21 protein-coding genes are annotated in these 16751 nt (G+C 46.7%); 9 read left to right on the top strand and 12 right to left on the bottom strand.

All coding sequences use genetic code 11. The features are described 5' to 3' along the window. The coding region (locus AACR41_RS13955; RefSeq protein WP_030006323.1) for a WG repeat-containing protein at window positions 1-543 on the bottom strand (543 nt) is incomplete at its 3' end. 394 nt (window positions 544-937) lie between these two features. Here AACR41_RS13955 and AACR41_RS16555 point away from each other — a divergent pair. Together AACR41_RS16555 and AACR41_RS13945 are read left to right on the top strand one after the other, a co-directional pair. Next, entirely contained in the window at window positions 938-2560 is a 1623-nt protein-coding gene (locus AACR41_RS16555; RefSeq protein ID WP_445260569.1) for a redoxin domain-containing protein, read from the top strand. Between the two features lie 350 nt (window positions 2561-2910). Beyond that, entirely contained in the window at window positions 2911-3285 is a 375-nt protein-coding gene (locus AACR41_RS13945; RefSeq protein WP_030006321.1) for a hypothetical protein, read from the top strand. Between the two features lie 22 nt (window positions 3286-3307). Here AACR41_RS13945 and AACR41_RS13940 read toward each other — a convergent pair whose 3' ends face one another. After that, the gene (locus AACR41_RS13940; RefSeq protein ID WP_012306861.1) at window positions 3308-3688 is read right to left on the bottom strand and encodes a phasin family protein; all 381 of its coding nucleotides are present in this window, start codon (window positions 3686-3688) and stop codon (window positions 3308-3310) included. Between the two features lie 204 nt (window positions 3689-3892). Between AACR41_RS13940 and AACR41_RS13935 the strand changes: the two genes are divergently transcribed. Next, on the top strand, window positions 3893-4117 hold the full coding sequence (locus AACR41_RS13935; protein WP_012306860.1) for an indolepyruvate ferredoxin oxidoreductase subunit alpha: 225 nt from the start codon (window positions 3893-3895) through the stop codon (window positions 4115-4117). A gap of 82 nt (window positions 4118-4199) precedes the next feature. Here the strand turns inward: AACR41_RS13935 and mnmH are convergent, their stop codons facing one another. From mnmH to AACR41_RS13920, 3 genes are all read right to left on the bottom strand, one after another. Beyond that, the gene (gene mnmH / locus AACR41_RS13930) at window positions 4200-5261 is read right to left on the bottom strand and encodes a tRNA 2-selenouridine(34) synthase MnmH (RefSeq protein ID WP_030006320.1); all 1062 of its coding nucleotides are present in this window, start codon (window positions 5259-5261) and stop codon (window positions 4200-4202) included. Window positions 5262-5362: 101 nt separating this feature from the next. Beyond that, complete coding sequence (locus AACR41_RS13925; protein WP_012306858.1) at window positions 5363-5611, bottom strand: hypothetical protein; 249 nt, start codon at window positions 5609-5611, stop codon at window positions 5363-5365. A 103-nt stretch (window positions 5612-5714) separates the two neighbouring features. Further along, window positions 5715-7235 carry a helicase C-terminal domain-containing protein gene (locus AACR41_RS13920; protein WP_030006319.1) on the bottom strand — a complete coding sequence of 507 codons (1521 nt, stop codon included), beginning with the start codon at window positions 7233-7235 and terminating at the stop codon, window positions 5715-5717. 124 nt (window positions 7236-7359) lie between these two features. On the opposite strand from AACR41_RS13920, the gene AACR41_RS13915 reads away from it, so the two are divergent. Both AACR41_RS13915 and AACR41_RS13910 read left to right on the top strand, forming a co-directional pair. Beyond that, a complete protein-coding gene (locus tag AACR41_RS13915; RefSeq protein ID WP_223209865.1) occupies window positions 7360-7932 on the top strand; it encodes a 5-formyltetrahydrofolate cyclo-ligase in 573 nt (190 codons plus the stop codon). Next, on the top strand, window positions 7929-8264 hold the full coding sequence (locus AACR41_RS13910; RefSeq protein WP_030006317.1) for a YnfA family protein: 336 nt from the start codon (window positions 7929-7931) through the stop codon (window positions 8262-8264). The genes AACR41_RS13915 and AACR41_RS13910 overlap by 4 nt, the downstream gene beginning before the upstream one ends. Window positions 8265-8369: 105 nt before the next feature. Here the strand turns inward: AACR41_RS13910 and AACR41_RS13905 are convergent, their stop codons facing one another. After that, window positions 8370-8609: a hypothetical protein gene (locus AACR41_RS13905; protein ID WP_030006316.1), complete on the bottom strand. Its 240-nt coding sequence runs from the start codon at window positions 8607-8609 to the stop codon at window positions 8370-8372. 840 nt (window positions 8610-9449) lie between these two features. Between AACR41_RS13905 and AACR41_RS13900 the strand changes: the two genes are divergently transcribed. Further along, complete coding sequence (locus AACR41_RS13900; protein ID WP_030006315.1) at window positions 9450-10046, top strand: Crp/Fnr family transcriptional regulator; 597 nt, start codon at window positions 9450-9452, stop codon at window positions 10044-10046. Between the two features lie 9 nt (window positions 10047-10055). On the opposite strand, the gene AACR41_RS13895 is transcribed toward AACR41_RS13900, so the two are convergent. Both AACR41_RS13895 and AACR41_RS13890 read right to left on the bottom strand, forming a co-directional pair. Next, on the bottom strand, window positions 10056-11141 hold the full coding sequence (locus AACR41_RS13895; protein ID WP_030006314.1) for a hypothetical protein: 1086 nt from the start codon (window positions 11139-11141) through the stop codon (window positions 10056-10058). Between the two features lie 224 nt (window positions 11142-11365). Continuing rightward, window positions 11366-11554, bottom strand: a complete 189-nt coding sequence (locus AACR41_RS13890; RefSeq protein WP_030006313.1) for a CPXCG motif-containing cysteine-rich protein — start codon at window positions 11552-11554, stop codon at window positions 11366-11368. Between the two features lie 160 nt (window positions 11555-11714). On the opposite strand from AACR41_RS13890, the gene AACR41_RS13885 reads away from it, so the two are divergent. Then, on the top strand, window positions 11715-12341 hold the full coding sequence (locus tag AACR41_RS13885) for a TetR/AcrR family transcriptional regulator (RefSeq protein ID WP_012306850.1): 627 nt from the start codon (window positions 11715-11717) through the stop codon (window positions 12339-12341). A 68-nt stretch (window positions 12342-12409) separates the two neighbouring features. Here AACR41_RS13885 and AACR41_RS13880 read toward each other — a convergent pair whose 3' ends face one another. The 3 genes from AACR41_RS13880 to AACR41_RS13870 form a co-directional block, all read right to left on the bottom strand. Further along, window positions 12410-12919, bottom strand: a complete 510-nt coding sequence (locus AACR41_RS13880; protein WP_030006311.1) for an inorganic diphosphatase — start codon at window positions 12917-12919, stop codon at window positions 12410-12412. Between the two features lie 120 nt (window positions 12920-13039). Continuing rightward, window positions 13040-13219, bottom strand: a complete 180-nt coding sequence (locus tag AACR41_RS13875; protein ID WP_030006310.1) for a hypothetical protein — start codon at window positions 13217-13219, stop codon at window positions 13040-13042. 178 nt (window positions 13220-13397) lie between these two features. Next, window positions 13398-14714 carry an ATP-binding protein gene (locus tag AACR41_RS13870; RefSeq protein WP_030006309.1) on the bottom strand — a complete coding sequence of 439 codons (1317 nt, stop codon included), beginning with the start codon at window positions 14712-14714 and terminating at the stop codon, window positions 13398-13400. A gap of 146 nt (window positions 14715-14860) precedes the next feature. Between AACR41_RS13870 and AACR41_RS13865 the strand changes: the two genes are divergently transcribed. Both AACR41_RS13865 and tatC read left to right on the top strand, forming a co-directional pair. Continuing rightward, the gene (locus tag AACR41_RS13865) at window positions 14861-15292 is read left to right on the top strand and encodes an EVE domain-containing protein (protein ID WP_030006308.1); all 432 of its coding nucleotides are present in this window, start codon (window positions 14861-14863) and stop codon (window positions 15290-15292) included. A gap of 63 nt (window positions 15293-15355) precedes the next feature. After that, complete coding sequence (gene tatC, locus AACR41_RS13860; RefSeq protein ID WP_012306846.1) at window positions 15356-16117, top strand: twin-arginine translocase subunit TatC; 762 nt, start codon at window positions 15356-15358, stop codon at window positions 16115-16117. Here tatC and AACR41_RS13855 read toward each other — a convergent pair. Then, entirely contained in the window at window positions 16106-16474 is a 369-nt protein-coding gene (locus AACR41_RS13855; protein WP_012306845.1) for a response regulator, read from the bottom strand. The two genes, tatC and AACR41_RS13855, sit on opposite strands and share 12 nt — an antisense overlap. Between the last annotated feature and the right edge of the window lie 277 nt (window positions 16475-16751).

Here is a 16751-nt window from a genome sequence, read left to right as displayed (position 1 = left end):
CTCGACTTTTGCAAGCCCTTCTGAAAATGAACTAGTAAAATCAAAAGTAGGTGGAATAACAATCTGTCCTTGTTTATTAATAAAGCCCCATTTATCGTTGATCTCGACTTTTGCAAGCCCTTCTGAAAATGAATAAGCATCATCAAAAGTAGGTGGAATAACAATCTGCGCTTGTTTATTAATAAAGCCCCATTTATCGTTGATCATGACTGCTGCAAGCCCTTCTGAAAATGAACTAGCATTATTAAAAGTAGGTGGAATAACAAACTGTCCTTGTCTGTTAATAAAGCCTATTTTTATGCCGCATGATGAAATTTCCCACCCTACATCATCAGCATCTTTAAAACATGACATGAATAATGAAAGATTGTCAGGAACTGGAAACAATAGAGGTTCTTCTTCTTTCTGAGCAACGGAAAGACTATTTGGCACAGAGTCGTTTGCCAACACCATTGATTGCGCAGCGAAAGGTAAAACAAGAGTAGAGGTGAGAATAAATTTAAACATAAAATTGCTAAGTGCCTTGAAAGAATTATATTTCATTTATTTATTTATTTATTTTAATCTGAGGTATGTATTTCTGAGTAGATCATTACTAGTATCATTCTTGATACCTTTGGGCGTAAAATCCCTGACTGGAGAGATAAGGCAACCATTAAGTCAAGTTGATTTCACCAGTTTTTTCAAGGCCACAAGTATCAAACGGCAGGTGGTGAGGTGACCGTGATGGGCCCAAGGGGGAGTTTTGATTCACAACGTTCCGGGTTTTGAGTGATGTCTAATTCTAGAACGTTGTCCCCCCTCTTTGCTTCAACTCCTACATAGACAGCTTTTACATCTTTTGTGAGTCAATCAGATTTTTAGGAGTACCCAATAATTTTAGATATTGAGTGTATAATCTCAGAATCTATACTCATACCATACAATACTCACAAGAATGACTTCAATCACTTGTTCTGCGTGTAACCAGGAAATTAATAATGCTGTAGCATTTTGTCCATGCTGCGGTGTTCCAATTAGAAAAGAAGCCTCCAGTATAAAAAGTAATTCACGTAATTTAGTTGCCGATCAAGTAAATGAGGACTTAACTGCTACCAGTCAAAACTTCGATAAGATTGCTGAACTCAAGAAAATGCTCGATAAAGAGCTCATTACAGAGACAGAATTTAAAAGATTAAAGCAAGAAATACTTACTATAAATGAGAACAAAAATACTGAAGCAAATACACAAGAAATGCTAGATTCTATCTATAGATTTTCTGCTTTAGATATTGATAATCAACCCATAAAATTAGAAGAATATAAAGGTAAAGTAATCCTGATTGTCAACACAGCAAGTGAATATGGATTTACACCTCAATATAAAGACTTACAAGCATTATATGAGCAGTATAAAGATCAAGGTTTAGTGATTCTAGGATTCCCTTGCAATCAATTTGGACAACAAGAGCCAGGTAGTAGTGAAGAAATACAATCCTTTTGTAAGACAGAATTCGGAATTACATTTCCTCTATTTCAAAAAATTGAAGTAAATGGTGAAAATGCCCATCCCTTATACCAATACATAAAAACGCAAGCGCTAGGTATTTGGGGAACAGAAAATATAAAATGGAATTTTACAAAATTTCTTGTAGACCGCAATGGTAAAGTCATAAAACGTTACTCCTCTGCAACAGTCCCTGAAGTAATCATCAAAGATATTGAAGGTTTACTTCTTAGCAATTGCTCTGAAAATAACAAAACAAAAATCAATCTTACTTCTCAAAAGAGTGAGGGTCAAGCATCAGGTATGGGATGTCTCTTGGTTGGTTTGATATTTGTTGTTGCATCTGTGCTTTATAATCAGTTAGTTGTAGAAAAAAACAGAGAGTTGCCAATACAAACTGGGCTGTCGTTGAGCACAATAGGCAATGTCTATCAGGGCATTAACGCATGCGATTATACAACACCAGCATGTAAAATTCAGTACTCAGAAAGAACTGATGAATTAATGAATATATTAAGAGACAAAACCTTAGAAACAACTATTATTAAATTGGACAGAATAGAAGACAATGGAGATGGGACTTGGAATATTGCAGGCAAAGCAGTTTGGGATGACGCAAAAGAGTCTAATAGTATGGGTCTTGGTGCAGGTTTACTGATGGGTACTATAGGTTTATTGTCTGGAGAAGGAGTGCAAGAATCCTTTAGGGTATCAAAAGAAGTTTATGATTCTTTTAGGGAAGAACCCGGCGTATGTTTAACAACGCCTAATCGTGATTATCAAGGCTCTTCAGAAATTTTCATTTGGATTGATAAAGTAGAGTTGGAAGTTCTTGAAGGAGTAGAAAAAGATTCTTTAGTTGTGGTTCAAGCAGAAAAACCATTATTATCTGGAGAACGAGGATTTTTTGAAACTAGTACAGCCTCTGATAGTGGCGCATCTTATTACCCTGATCTCAGCCATTTCCCAACAATTACTCTCTCATTTATGCAGGGAAAATTACAGTCTGTAATATATCCTGAATCTTCTGATTCAGAATCTCTTTATATAAGATGTAAAGATTCAGTTAATTAGTTGAAAAGTGCTTAAATATTTTTAGAAAGGAAAATCGATGCTCTTTATATTTCTAATACAGCACTTATTATTGCAACTCCAGTGGTGACGTTAAAGTAACTATCCAAATTTGTTTTTCACTTTCATTCGCGCTTATTTTTTCTTACTGACCGAAATTTTCCATTGCCAAAGCAAAGCCAATTAAAATTCATATATGATATTCATTGATATTCATCAAGAGCAGATAAAGAGTCTAAAAGTCCTGAAAAAATTCAATGAAATATGAGTTTATTCATGAGTTACTTAATGTCAGTAAAGTATTGTTTTTCAAGCCATAGCTAAATCAGGTCATAGAAAAATGGGATCGCCACTTGACCATTTTTGCCGCACAAAAACTAAAGCTCAGTGAACCCGTCTGCTACCTGTTCTCAGTGATAGTGATTTTTATGAGTTGCGGTGCCTTTTTGTTGACCCTCGGTTCCACCACCCAACAGGAGGAGAAGAAGATTGACCCCGTAGCAAAAGTCAGCAATAGCCCCAGCCGCTATACGTTCAAAGTCAAATTCACTGAACTCGATGACCTCAAGGTAGAAGAGGGAGACACCGTGAAAATCAACCAGGTCATTGGCGATCGCCCCCAGGATCGAGATCGCCTTCTGGTGGAAAAGCAGCGACTAGAATTGGCGATCGCCCGCCTCGAAACCCTTAAAGTCATCCCACCTTTGGCCCCCGTGCCGTTCCCATGACCCCGGAACTGCCTCCTATGAGTTACCGTTTCAAATTATTCAGCTCTGCTTGGAGGGATTCTACTTCCCGCCGGAGCCGTTCCGCTTCGTCCATGGCGTCGGTGTTTTCAGGTTCGTCATCGTCAAGGATTTCAATGCGGCGCGGCTCTTTGGTCTCGCTGTTGGAGCTTGTTGTCGTTTCTGGGCTTTGGGGCACCCGCTGTTGGGCCTGCTTGACCATTTCATTGACAAATTTTTTGGCCTCCTCGGCATTCATTTCCCCTTTTTGTACCATCTCATCGGCGATGACCTGGGCCTGTTCGCGCAGATCATGGATCGTTGCCCCTGCTTTTTCGGCAGCGAGGGAAGCGGCCCCGACCCCAAGGTAAAAGGCCTTTTGTACTAAATCACTGAAGCCTGCCATAGTCTAAAGTCCTGTGTCATCAAGCGTGCTGTTTTAAGCATAGTCGATAAATTTGAGGCTTGGGCTGGGGGCGATCGCCTGTCCCCATAGCGAAGAGCAATATTCCGGAGCATCCTTTGGGGAGAAATAGCGAAACGTTGATCTTCTTGCAAGGAATCGGTTACAAACAGTAACAACAAGCAGTACATCTTTGAGGAAAAACCCTTGCCCCATTCCATTGTGACTGACGTTTGCGAAGGCATCGCGGATTGTGTCGAAGCTTGCCCTGTGGCTTGTATCCATGATGGCCCCGGTAAAAATGCCAAAGGTACCGATTGGTACTGGATTGACTTTGATGTGTGCATCGATTGCGGCATTTGTATTCAGGTTTGTCCTGTCGAAGGGGCGATTATCCCAGAAGAAAATGCCACGTTACAGCGTACTCCCTAATCTGTGGAGCTTGCCCTAGATCGTTTTGAAATGTGACAAATCCCCGCAGCAGGGGATTTTTATTAGCTGTATTAAATCTCTATTACCTTGAGCCAAGAGTCTTGATAAAGCTTTGAATGTCAGCGGCGTTTAACCCATTGAGGTGAATGGTTTGTTGGGGTTGGCGAAAATGGCGGGGCAGCGATCGCCGATAGGTGGGGTCATAATGCGCTTCGAGGATTGCCTCCACAAATTCTGGCCATTGTTGAGTATCGATTAAGTTGTACCAGGCTTGGATTTTGCCCTTGCCATATTTGGGTACGAGATGACTGAGCAATTGTTTCAGGGTCGCTGGATGTTCGATGAGGTGGGGATATTCCGCGATGAGTAACTTAACCCGTTCGGCCATCGGTAAAACCACTTCCACCACAGGCGATCGCCGCATATTGTCCCAGAGGGGTTTCGGCACATGGATTTTGCCAATGGTCTTACTTTCTGACTCGACCCAAATCGGTCGCCTGGGATCAAAGGCTTGGAGCTGGGCCACCAGTTGCGACTCAAACCACTTTTGCGCAGGCTGTTGCTGGGGCGTTTCTTGCCACATTTGTCCTAACAGAGATCCCCGGTGGGCGGCGAGGGCTTCTAAATCTAAAACCTGAAACTGTTCTGCCTGTAATGCCTGGAGTAATTTGGTTTTGGCGCTGCCCGTATAGCCGCAGAGTACCCGAAAAGACAGGGTCGTTCCGCGATGGGCAAGGGCTTGGCGCACATACTGACGATAGGTTTTATAGCCCCCGGTCAAGAGGGTTGTCTGCCAACCGATTTGGCTGAGTACCGTCGCGAAACTGTGGGAACGCTGGCCGCCCCGCCAACAGTAAATGAGGGGGTGAAATTCCTTGGGTTTTTCTAAAAAATGCGTTTCTAAATGACGGCCAATATTTTTAGATACGAGGGCGGCCCCAATTTTACGGGCTTCAAAGGGCGATCGCTGGGTGTAGATGGTGCCCACCAAGGCCCGCTCTTCGTTATTTAATACCGGAAAGTTGACGGCACCGGGAATATGATCTTCGGCAAATTCCGCTGGCGATCGCACATCGATAATGTCTGTGTAGGGTTGAAAATTCTGATCCCAAGGATTTGTCGTGCTGTGAATCGGAGGAGCCATCGCCACCTAACTTTACGTTGTGAATCAAGCCTTCACCATAACAAAAAGACAGCCACGGGGCTGCCTTGGGGGTTTAGGTTTTAGCACAAGCCTAGAAATATCTAGAACAAAGGAGATAGGGGCGCGCTAAAGAAGATTGCGGCGAGGGCAAAGGCGACACCACCGGCTAACAACACATTGTTATAGAACCAACCAATTTCTTTTTCTTGGCCAAAGAGGTTTTCTTCTTGACCCGCCGAGAAGAAGAGAGACCAAGCTTGGGTCGCGGAAATGGTGGCGTTGCTGAAGTCCTTACGAAAAATAACGGGGGTAAAGAGATTTTCAGGTTTGTAATTAAAGTTGGTAACCATAAAATTGCCTGTTTTGTTTGTCTACATTAACAATCTTAACATAAGTTTACGAAATATTGCAAATTGTTACAAAAGCATTGACTTTTGCCTGAGTACTCAAAAATTAATTTCCTAGCCAGTTGGGTTCAAGGTAATTACACACAGAACAGGGCTGGAGGGCATCGAGGATTTGTTGACCGTAGGCGCGGTGGTTGATGCGGTTGTCGAGGATAGCGATTACACTTTGCTCTTGGTGGAGGGGATAGGTGGCCCGTTGCATTTCCTGGAGAGCCGTGGGGAGTAGGTACAGGCGAAACCAATCTTGGCGTTTTTGTTTGTATTGGGCGACGCGGGCTGCCACCAGGGGATTTTCTAAGGACGGGAGAGGGAGGGTGGCGATCGCCATCAGTTGAGGTAACGGGAAGCCCACGGATTGACCATAAAACAAGGGATCCGTAAGCCGTCGCCAAAAGGCCCAACCACAGATCAAAATGCTGTCGGCCTGGGGATTTGCTGTTTCTACCCTGACCCGCGATCCAAACTCAGCGGCGAGGGCCGCCCCCATCTGCGCCTGGAGGGGCACGTCGTTAATTAATAAAACAATGGGGCGATTGTGGTGATGATGGCGGCGAATGAGATGACGCAGTTGGTGCAACAGTTCCCCTTGGAATTCTGGGGTATTGGGTAGGGGAAGGCGCTGTTCTGGCAGATAAACGCGCACTTGATCCTGTTGGCGAGGGGGGGCGAAATCGACACAGGTAAGCTGGTCGGGGTTGAGGCCAATTTGTGTACAAAAGCTTGGGGCTTCTCGTTGGGGTTCGAGGAAACTCCCAATCAATAAAGTCGGCTGCCGTTGCCAGAGGGGTGCAAGGCTTTGGTTAAGGGTTTGAGGAGCTACTTGGAGAGAAAATCGGCCGTCCCGTTGGTGGAGGTGCGCCCAGCAGAGAGGTGACTGGTGACGGTGTTGCCAGGTGGCCGCAAAGGTACGCCAAGCTGCGGGGAGGTGGGGGAGTTGAAAACAGGTGGCCAAACGGCGTTGATTGTCTGGGTCGAGGGGATAGCAATGGTAGGGATTCGGCGATCGCCGCAGTAGTTGTGCCTTTAATTGGTCGTACTGGCTCTGAATAAAATCCTGCTGGCCGGGGTTTTGTTGCTTGAGCATTTCCCAATCGGCAAGTTGCAGTTGGCAACGGTAAAAATCTTGGGCCCACTGCCATAGCTCATCGACGGGATTAAGAATCGTTGTCACGGGGGCCGGGGGGCGATCGCCAGTCATCATTCCTAGCCATTGGGAAGGGGTTAAAAGTGTAATGGCGCTGGAGTGGGGTTGACTTCCAGATTCAAGGGTGGCAATGGGGCGCTCGGTGCCCAGTAAACGCTGTAGGCGAGGAATTTCCTCTGCCTGGAGCCAAGTTAACAATAGCTGGGGGACGACGATGGCGACAGGCTCTGAGCTCAAGAGGGCAGGGGTTAGATAGCTGAGAGCATAGTCTTCGATACCCGTTCTGGTTTGAATCAGAGCAGAGCGACCTAAGCGTAATCCCCGCGCCACTAACCGGGCCAGGGTTAAATGGTGGGGCCAGGGGCTAGTATTTTGCTCACGGGCGATCGCCACCAGGATTTGGTGTACCTGTGCTTCCATCATGGCGTCACTTTTCCCATTAACACAACGACCCAGAATTTCCTAAGCAAGAATTGATCCCCCCGCAAAAACGCTTTCTAGCCTATCAGAACCCTATTGCAGCGGTAGTGATGGGTCTGGTATATCCATGGATATGGATCAAAAAACCCACTTACGACAAACTTTTAAACAACGGCGGCGATCGCTGCTTGAATCAACTTGGCAACAGGCCAATGCCGCCATCTGTCAGCAACTCCAGGACAGCTTGCTCTGGCAAAATTCCACAACAGTTTTGGGCTATCTATCCCACCACCGAGAGCCCTGTTTACAAGCCTTACTGAGTGCTCCTAAAACCTGGGGATTACCCCGTTGTGTCGGGGTCGATCTCGCTTGGCACCATTACCAAATGGGCGATCGCCTGATACCGGGCAAATTTGGCATCCGCGAACCGGAAGCCACGGCTCCTTTAATCGATCTAACGACCATTGATCTAGTGCTAGTACCAGCCCTTGCCTGTAGTCAAACGGGCGATCGCCTCGGCTACGGCGCTGGATTTTATGATCGATTTTTTGCCACCCTACCCCAACCCGTCACCACAGTGGGCATTGTGTTTGAATGTTGCTTTGTGCCAACCCTGCCCAACGATCCCTGGGACGTGCCCTTAGACTATGTTTGTACAGAAAAACGACTGATTAAAATTGCCCAGGAGCTTTCCCAATGACCAGCGTCATCCTCAAATCTTTGCTGTATTTTGTGCTGGCGGGGCTGTTTGAAATTGGTGGCGGTTATCTCGTCTGGCTCTGGCTTAGGGAAGGAAAAAGTTTACCCGTCGCCCTTTTGGGCTGGCTACTGCTGATGGTTTACGGCGTGATTCCGACCCTGCAACCGGCTCACTTTGGTCGGGTCTATGCGGCTTACAGCGGTATTTTTATTGTTTTGTCGTTGCTGTGGGGCTGGCGTATCGACCAAGTTCGTCCCGATAACTACGATTGGCTGGGCTGTGGTTTGGCGATCGCCGGGGTTTTGGTCATGATGTATGCTCCCCGCAGTTAAATAAACGCTGTTAAGGTTTTTCACCTATGACTTTTGTGAACCCACTAAAAAGCCCCCCAACCAGCTAGGGATTGAGGAGCCAAGTGCTAGGCGATCGCCAAATGATTAGTTAGCGGTTTCTTCGCCTTCAGCAGGAGCTTCTTCAGTCGCTTCACCTTCAGCGGGAACTTCTTCTTCAGTTACTTCACCGTCAACGGGAGCTTCTTCGGTAACTTCACCTTCAGCGGGAACTTCTTCCGTGGTGGTTTCATCGGTGGGTGCAGTGGTCTCAGGGCCGCAAGCACCTAAGAAACCAAGGCTCATAACAGAGGCGATCGCCACCAAGAGAAAACGTTTGATGTACATAATATAAATACTCCTTAATCTAAATTAAGACCAAGTTAAAACAGCTACTAATTATAGCGACGGAAAATTGTCCTTGAGTAGCCGTCAAGTCAAGAACCATAAAGGTTTGAACAAAAATAAAGCTGATCATCAGAAAGGCTAATCAAAACACTATTGCTTTTCTGGTTTTTTCCGCCTAAAGGATCATGATCTTTTGAACTAACCTAAGCTAGAGCTTTAACAAATGTTTTGGTGAATTGAATCCGAGTTTTTGCTATTAATTCTCAACAACAACTATTGATAAGTAAAACTACTTATTCCCACCAGCCCCGAAGCCCAGAAATTAAGATCAAGAGCCAGTGCTGTTTCGGGTTTTGCAAAAAATGTTGATGGCTCTGGGCAAAAATGATGTGAGTCTCTCAAATTGTCTCTGATATTACCAATATTTTGATCGTGAATTTAAAGAGAATGATGGGTGTTCCAATGCAGCTATTTTCACCAAGGCGATGCTACATTCTAAATAATGACCATGGCTTTCTTAAAATAAAAATTCGAGAAAAATGATTGGATTATTATTGGGACTAAGTGCTTTCTTTTTGGTTACAACCTATGTCACAACTCAATTTGCTGTGATTTATGGCTACTGGGGGTTCAACTCCCTCGTTCAATTTAGTCAACAAGTAATATTTTGGGTCGGGGTTCTCTTCGTGGTTTGGTGCTTTGCAGAAGATTAACCTTAAACTCACGATTACATTTTATTTAACTACCTCCTTTATCCTGGGCGAAGTTTCAATAATTTCTTAACCAAAATTATCTTTTTCAGCAATTATTATTGGCCCAACCTTTGACTTGTGTAAGCCCATGGACGCTGCGGAAAAAATTTGCCATTCTTTCCTCCGGGGTCAGGTAATTCCCCGCTATTCCCAGGATATTTGGCAGGTGGAACGGGGCGTGTTGCAGCTCCGGAGCCATACCCCCGAAGGAACGGTGACGGTATTGGGTTGGCTGCAAAAGGGCAGTTTTTGGGGATCATTTATGACCAAACTGGAAGGGATTGAGGCGATCGCCCTTGTGGACAGTCGTCTGGTGCGCCACTCCGCCAAAGCCGTGAAACAGTCTCCCAGCCTCCAGCAGGAATTACTCCAACAAACTCTCCAGCGCCTCCGTCAAGCCGAATATCTCTTGGCGATCGCCGGTCTCAAACGCATTGAAGACCGCTTAATTTCTTTGCTGCTGCTCCTCAAGGACGAAATGGGCAAATCAGAGGCAACCATCACTCGACTCCGTTATCGTTTCACGCACCAGCACCTCGCCGATACCATTGGGACGACCCGTGTCACTGTCACCCGACTTTTTAAGGAATTTCAACAGCAAGGCTGGCTAAAAATTGATGGCGATCGCCACATTTTGTTATTAGATAATCCCGAAGGCGATCGCCTCCCCCTGCCTCGACTTTAGCGGCTTGTCTTAACCCGAACATTGTTGACGCCACATCACATCGCCAATTTCTCCGCCTCCTGTGCGGGAACCCCCCTCCACATTGAAGTAATGATCATAGGAGCCAAACCCTGAGATTACCGCATACTCTGATTTCACGTCCCCATAGGTCGGCATTAAACGAGCATCAAAAAAGTAAATGGGAAAGCTAGGGGGATCTGTCGGCGTTGTACTGTTTTGCAAAATGAGATTAGCTCTGGGATAGCCCACCGAAATCGAATATTCAAAGCGAGCCACCTCTCCCCGCTGCTGATGGTTAATAACGCCAATGTAGGGAACAGTCACAAAGCCTTGGGCTGGCTCAAAGCGCAATGACACTTGGGGATTGCCAATGGCTTGAAAGGTCACATTGCCGTTGCGACAAGCTTGGGCATTGTTACCCAGTTGAAGCGTATCCCCAGGCTCAGGGTTAAACAAATCAGGCCGATTACCAGGAGGTACACGCACCGGTTCCGGTGATGCCGCCACAGATCCAATGGCACCAATGGCATCAATATCTGGGCCACCGTAGGGACTACCACTTGTTCGCCAGTCGGGATAATCACGTAAGCGCACGAAGCGATATTGGGCACCAGTCGGCAAATCATTAAACCTCGCTAAATCCACAGAACGGGTAGCGCCTTGAATACGCCCCAACTCGTACCATTGCTGTCCATCTGTAGAAATCGCCACGTTGGTGGCCTCCACCGCTGGCCCCACTTCAAAAATGTAAAGATCTGGCCCTGGCACGTCCACCAGGCGATTATTAACAAACTCCACAATCAACGCAGAAGAATTCATTTCATCTGAGGCATTACCGAGGGATACGTGGTTACCATCTGGAATGCCTAGGGCGCGGGAGCTGTCACGATATTCACCACTGACATTGGTAGCCCCGTTGTATTCCAAGCTCACGACTCGATCTGCAAAGGAGCTGGCCCCCTGGGGAAAATCAATCCCTTGATAAACTTCGGCTTGCACGGAAATGGCGAGGGGAAGGCTCAGAAATAAGGCACTGCTGAGGCAGATCTTGACAGATGATGGTATCAAACTTTGGTTTTTGGTTGGGACATCCATGGTGGCAATAAGACGGGCACACTACTTCAGTATAGTGAAATAATTCGCCACTACCATCCGCCAAAACTCGGAAAATAACAATAGTAATAGTTAGCGGTATTTTTGCTGTTGTTGAAATATTTTTTGTGGTCAAAGGAGACAAATTTCAATTAAACAGTATTAATCGCTGGGGACTGGAAATTTAATGTTTAATTGGCCGTCGATTTGCTTGGAAATGCGGGGGATCAATCGGTAATGTCAGTTTCAATGGTTACTTCTAGGGTCTCTTCATCGACCGTAATAAATAGGCGGTTCGGCTGACAACAGACTTGGCAATCTTCGATATAACTTTGGGAAAAACCACCACTGAGATCTACAAAAGTAATGCTTTCTTCGCCGCAATAGGCACAAAAATAGTTCGCTGTATTTTCCATAATGAATTGCCCGCTTAGTTTGTTTTTCTGTCACTAAATGTTTCTCAATATTTTCTGGGGGAGCACCTCAAGTTTTATGAAGGCTAAGGGAGGGGATTTCGTCTCCTAAGACACAATAAAAGTAGTTAGATACTGTATATGGGACGTAGGAAAGATGGTCATGTTTCAGCAGCGATCGCCAAAGACAGGATTAGCAGAGAACTGCGCGGCAGACCAGCCCCGGGACCGAATTTTAAAGGCGGCACTACAGTTATTCGCCCAAAAGGGATACGAAAAAACCACAACGAAGGAATTAGCCGCCAAGGCCCAGGTGGCAGAGGGGACTTTGTTTCGTCACTTTAGCAACAAAAAAACCATCCTTGTGGAAGTGGCGACCCTCGGCTGGATGGATCTCCTCACGGATTTTTTAACGGAAATGAGTGAGATGGGCAGCTACAAGGCGATCGCCCAGGTGATGCGCCACCGGATGCTGAATATGCACAAAAATAAAAATCTGCTCAAGGTTTGTTTCATTGAAACCCAGGCCCACCCAGAACTCCAGGAAAAAATCCAGGCAGAAGTGATCGATAAAATGACGGGGATTGCAGAGGCGTTTTTCGAGTCGGCCATGGAAAAGGGCATTTACCGAAAAATGAACCCCCACATTGTCGCCCAGGTCTTTTTGGGGATGTTTGCGATCGCCGGCTTTTCTGACGTGACCATCGCTGACCCCCACGCCACCCCAGAGTCACTCCGGGAAATGGCAGAAGGCATCGCTGACATCTTTCTCCATGGTGTTTTGGCCTAGAGCCCAAAGCAAGGGGCGCATCCCAATAAGAACACGCCCACCCTTAAACATTGTCAATTTACAGCACTCTATTTGTAAGCTTTGACGCACTCTTCCACGAGGGGCGCAACGGCATCGATGTCTTTCCAGCCTAAAATTTCCACTTCTTTTTTCTCCAGATTCTTGTAGGAGGCAAAGAATTCGGCAATTTCATCTAGGCGGTGCTGGGAAATCTGTTTGATGGATTTAATGTCGTTGTAACGGGGATCTTCGGCGGGAACACAGAGAATTTTTTCGTCACGATCGCCACCGTCGATCATTTCCAGCATCCCAATGGGGCGGGCCGCGATGACACAACCGGGAAAGGTCGGCTCGTCCATAATCACCATCCCATCGAGGGGATCGCCATCATCGGCGAGGGTATTGGGCACGAAGCCATAGTCGTAGGGATATTTCACCGAAGAAAAGAGCACCCGGTCGAGGGCAAAGGCATTCATATCCTTATCGAACTCATACTTGTTTTTGCTGCCGCCGGGGATTTCGATCAAAACATTAATCAAACCAGCTTTCGGTTGGGCAGGAATCCGAGATAAATCCACGGGTAATTTCTCCAAATATATCCAGAACAAAGGGTTGAGGCGGCCCTAAAACACTCTAAAAAAGTGCGAGGCGATCGCCCTCAAGCATTCTACACAGAAGCGGTTCCTTTGCCCGCAGGATTATTCCAATAACACAGAGGAGGTGAGATCCGGTGCGAGGTTCTGGACAGGTCGGTCGGAGTAATACCCAATAATCAGTAGGGGAATGGTCAAGGTCAAAAGGGCGATCGCTGTACCAAGCAGATCAGACCATCGGGGGGAAGGGTCGGCAGGTTTGCCGGGAGAGCCACTGGAGTCCATAGGTGTCAGGGCCTGCTAACACAATTGTTAGGAAGCCAATGTTTTTAAAAAACTAAAAATTAAGTGGTTAAAGAAGGTGCTGTTATTCTAACTAAGAATTGGCCCAGAACTGTGTTGGGTTTGACGATTTTCGCTACCCTTAAGATTTCTTTAATCGTTGGGGTCTTTTCATCACAGGCTATTGGGACGAATTCAAGGCTTGTTCTGCCACCAAAAAATCAACAAATTGGCGGGCGGTTCGGCCGGAACGACCATTATGGCGGGTGGCCCATTGCTTCGCTTGGAAATCCAGATCAGCCGGAGCCAAATTTAAACTAGCTCTTTGGGCTAAATGGTGGACGATTTCTAGATAGGTGGCCTGATTAGCCGGGGCAAAGGTCAGGGTCAACCCAAAGCGATCACTAAAGGATAATTTCTCTTGAACCGTATCCCAGTGGTGAATTTCTTCTGCTTGGCTGGGTCGGGGCCGCTCCTCAAAGAATTCCCGCACCAGATGACGGCGATTGGAAGTGGCATAGACGACCACATTACTTGCCTTAGCCCGGATACTGCCTTCGAGCACCACCTTGAGGGACTTAAACACTTCATCGTCTTCTTCAAAGGACAGATCATCAACGAAAATAATGAATTTTTGGGGTTGTTGCCGGAGGATTTCCACAATTTGCGGTAAATCGCCCAGACCTGTTTTGTCCACTTCAATTAGTCTGAGGCCCTGGTCATAGTAGGCCCCTAACAAAGCTTTTACCAGGGAAGATTTACCAGAGCCGCGACTCCCGTACAAAAGCACATTCAACGCCGGTAAACCTTGAAGTAAAGCTTCGGTATTACGGATCAAGGCAGTTTTTGGCTCAGGGTAGCCCACAATATCGGCGAGGGGGAGCCATTCGGGATCAAGGACAGGTTGCAAACTTCCTTCAGCCCAGCGGAACGCACCATATTGGCTAAACTGGCCTGCGCCATGGCGATGGTAATAACCAGCCAACTGCTCTAGGGAGTCGGGCCAAGCGTCGTGGGAATGGAGAAAAGCAGAATCTTTGATGGGCGATCGCCGCCAAGGGGTGAGGGTTGTGGCGACCTGGGTGGCAACGGTGACCCAATAGCGGACGGTTTCAGGTTCGCACGAATACACTTGGTGCAAAATCGTCAGGTCATGGCGTACCGCTTCCTGGAGGGAACGGCTCATTTCCCCTAGGGATTTCACCTGGGCCTGGCGACTAAAGGGATTATCATCCTGGAGAATGCGCCCCACAAGCCAATCTTGCCAACTCACATCGGCGATCGCCAAAGCTTGAAACCAGCGCCCATAGCGTCGCAAACACTGAATACTGGCCGTTGACCCGGAGGATTGGGCTGCTTGATCTGAATATAAGCTTTCTAACAACGCCAAAAAGGTCTGACCAACTGGATCCGCAAACACCCCCTGAAAAATCAGTAAAGATGCAATTTGCGGATAAAGTAGCCTGGTGGAAATTGTGTTTGAAGCGGGAGCAACCATAAAAATATCTGCCGATGTAATGGGCTTAAAAAATCCAGATGAACCGTATTACTGGTGCGATACTATTCTGCTAAGAATTTACCGCATTGGGGAAATGGCGGTATTGTATTCCTCAGCATCCTTTACATTTTCTCAATCTGGATCAGATGGCATATTGGCTTTTTCAAGGGAACCCCCGCTATCATCGTGTACTTGATGCCATCCGTGAACAAACGGAAATGCCCTGGCTTGTGACCCGCTACAAAAATAAAATTCAAGTCGGTGATGGCGTTTTAATTTGGATGGCCGGTGAAGCTGCCGGCATTTATGCGATCGCCGAAATCACGAGTTTGCCCACAGTCATGCCCCCCAAAGACATTCAAGACCTCGACTATTGGACTGACCCTAAGCGACTCCGGGCCGATAAACCCCGCAGCCAAATCCGCTTTATTCGCAAACTCCTCGGTCAACCCCTACGCAAGATAGAATTGCGATTTGATGGCATCCTGCGCGATCTCGATGTTATCCACACGCCCAGCAGTACCAATTTCAAAATTACCCCCGAACAATGGCTGCGGGTGCACCAACTGAAAGGGTGATTTCCCCTAACTTCCCCAAAAACCTCCGTTAAAATAAAACTCTGCTGTGCACCTTTCTTCACCATGACCTCGACCCAAAGTAAAATGCCCCCAACCGAGTCCCCAGATCCCATGCGGGAGATCCCCGATGAAGCAGAAATGTCCTTTTTCGATCACCTCGAAGAACTCCGCTGGCGCATTTTTTATTCGCTGATTTCCGTTGTTGTCGGTTGGGTCGGTTGTTTCTTTTTTGTCAAACCCATCGTCCAGATCTTAGAAGCGCCTGCTGCTGGGGTGAAATTCATCCAGGTAGCCCCCGGCGAATTTTTCTTTCTCTCGTTTAAGGTAGCGGGCTACACCGGCGCTTTACTGGCAAGCCCTTTTATCCTGTACCAAATTATTCAGTTTGTTTTGCCGGGGCTAACCAGGGGAGAACGGCGTCTCCTCGCTCCCGTTGTCTTGGGGTCTGGTGTGCTATTTTTTGCGGGCTTGGCCTTTGCCTACGTGGCGCTGATTCCAGCGGCTTTGAATTTTTTCATTACCTATGGTGCTGATGTCGTAGAGGCGGCCTGGTCTATTGAACGATATTTTGAGTTGGTGCTGGGTCTAATGTTTTTTACGGGGCTAGCGTTTCAGGTGCCTGTGGTGCAAATGATCTTGTCTTGGCTGGGGATTGTTTCTTCGAGCCTGATGCTCAAGGGTTGGCGCTTTGTCGTTCTGGGGGCAGTGGTGCTCGGCGCGGTGATTACACCCTCGACAGATCCGATGACCCAATCACTTTTGGCTGGGGCCGTCCTGGGCTTATATTTTGGCGGCATTGGCATTGTGAAACTTTCAGGACGCTAGGGGCTTGGCGATCGCCTGCAGTACAGCAGCCATTAATTCGGGGCGACCAAAGGGTTTACGGAGAAAAGAATCGGGCTGTGGCACAGAATATTCTGGTAAAGCATCGGCACTAATCAAAATAAACGGAATTTTTTCGGTGGATTGATCATGGCGCAATTGACCAAAAATTTCTTGGCCATCGAGACAGGGCAAACGAAAATCACAAATAATCACGTCTGGTGTTAGTCGCCGCGCTAAACTAACCCCCAGGGCACCATTTCCTACGCCCGTCACTGCATAGCCTTCAACGATTAAAGAAATCACCAAGCTACCTCGCAGATCAGATTCATCTTCGATCACTAAAATTTTCGGAATCATGATGTGTCACCAAGGGAAACAATGATTTTTGAGGAGAAAATTTAAGACTCTTTAGTGAGCCTAAATCAGGAGAAAATACGACGGATCTCAATAGTCAATAAAAGTTGTAATAGGTCGGTCTGGCTGAGAAAAAATACGATTGCTCAAGAGAAATTTGGCAGAAACAGCTACGGCAGAAAAAGTGATTTTGCAGCGTTGACCTAACTTGCTTACCCTACTGATCATAGAGGCGACCTTGCCTAGAAAAAATAAACCCTAATGAACATTTAAGGTTTCC

Source organism: Picosynechococcus sp. NKBG042902 (assembly GCF_963864045.1).
In the GTDB taxonomy this organism is placed as follows: Bacteria; Cyanobacteriota; Cyanobacteriia; order Cyanobacteriales; family MRBY01; genus MRBY01.
This window is presented reverse-complemented; position numbering and strand designations above follow the sequence as displayed.

Excerpts from the sequence above, each read along its gene's own strand:
- AACR41_RS13910 (WP_030006317.1), top strand. The coding sequence starts at position 7,929 with ATGACCAGCGTCATCCTCAAATCTTTGCTGTATTTTGTGCTGGCGGGG.
- AACR41_RS13900 (WP_030006315.1), top strand. The coding sequence starts at position 9,450 with ATGGACGCTGCGGAAAAAATTTGCCATTCTTTCCTCCGGGGTCAGGTA.
- tatC (WP_012306846.1), top strand. The coding sequence starts at position 15,356 with ATGACCTCGACCCAAAGTAAAATGCCCCCAACCGAGTCCCCAGATCCC.
- AACR41_RS13925 (WP_012306858.1), bottom strand. The coding sequence starts at position 5,611 with ATGGTTACCAACTTTAATTACAAACCTGAAAATCTCTTTACCCCCGTT.
- AACR41_RS13870 (WP_030006309.1), bottom strand. The coding sequence starts at position 14,714 with ATGGTTGCTCCCGCTTCAAACACAATTTCCACCAGGCTACTTTATCCG.
- AACR41_RS13875 (WP_030006310.1), bottom strand. The coding sequence starts at position 13,219 with ATGGACTCCAGTGGCTCTCCCGGCAAACCTGCCGACCCTTCCCCCCGA.
- AACR41_RS13895 (WP_030006314.1), bottom strand. The coding sequence starts at position 11,141 with ATGGATGTCCCAACCAAAAACCAAAGTTTGATACCATCATCTGTCAAG.
- AACR41_RS13940 (WP_012306861.1), bottom strand. The coding sequence starts at position 3,688 with ATGGCAGGCTTCAGTGATTTAGTACAAAAGGCCTTTTACCTTGGGGTC.
- AACR41_RS13855 (WP_012306845.1), bottom strand. The coding sequence starts at position 16,474 with ATGATTCCGAAAATTTTAGTGATCGAAGATGAATCTGATCTGCGAGGT.
- AACR41_RS13890 (WP_030006313.1), bottom strand. The coding sequence starts at position 11,554 with ATGGAAAATACAGCGAACTATTTTTGTGCCTATTGCGGCGAAGAAAGC.
- AACR41_RS13885 (WP_012306850.1), top strand. The coding sequence starts at position 11,715 with ATGTTTCAGCAGCGATCGCCAAAGACAGGATTAGCAGAGAACTGCGCG.
- mnmH (WP_030006320.1), bottom strand. The coding sequence starts at position 5,261 with ATGGCTCCTCCGATTCACAGCACGACAAATCCTTGGGATCAGAATTTT.
- AACR41_RS16555 (WP_445260569.1), top strand. The coding sequence starts at position 938 with ATGACTTCAATCACTTGTTCTGCGTGTAACCAGGAAATTAATAATGCT.
- AACR41_RS13865 (WP_030006308.1), top strand. The coding sequence starts at position 14,861 with ATGGCATATTGGCTTTTTCAAGGGAACCCCCGCTATCATCGTGTACTT.
- AACR41_RS13920 (WP_030006319.1), bottom strand. The coding sequence starts at position 7,235 with ATGATGGAAGCACAGGTACACCAAATCCTGGTGGCGATCGCCCGTGAG.
- AACR41_RS13905 (WP_030006316.1), bottom strand. The coding sequence starts at position 8,609 with ATGTACATCAAACGTTTTCTCTTGGTGGCGATCGCCTCTGTTATGAGC.
- AACR41_RS13915 (WP_223209865.1), top strand. The coding sequence starts at position 7,360 with ATGGATATGGATCAAAAAACCCACTTACGACAAACTTTTAAACAACGG.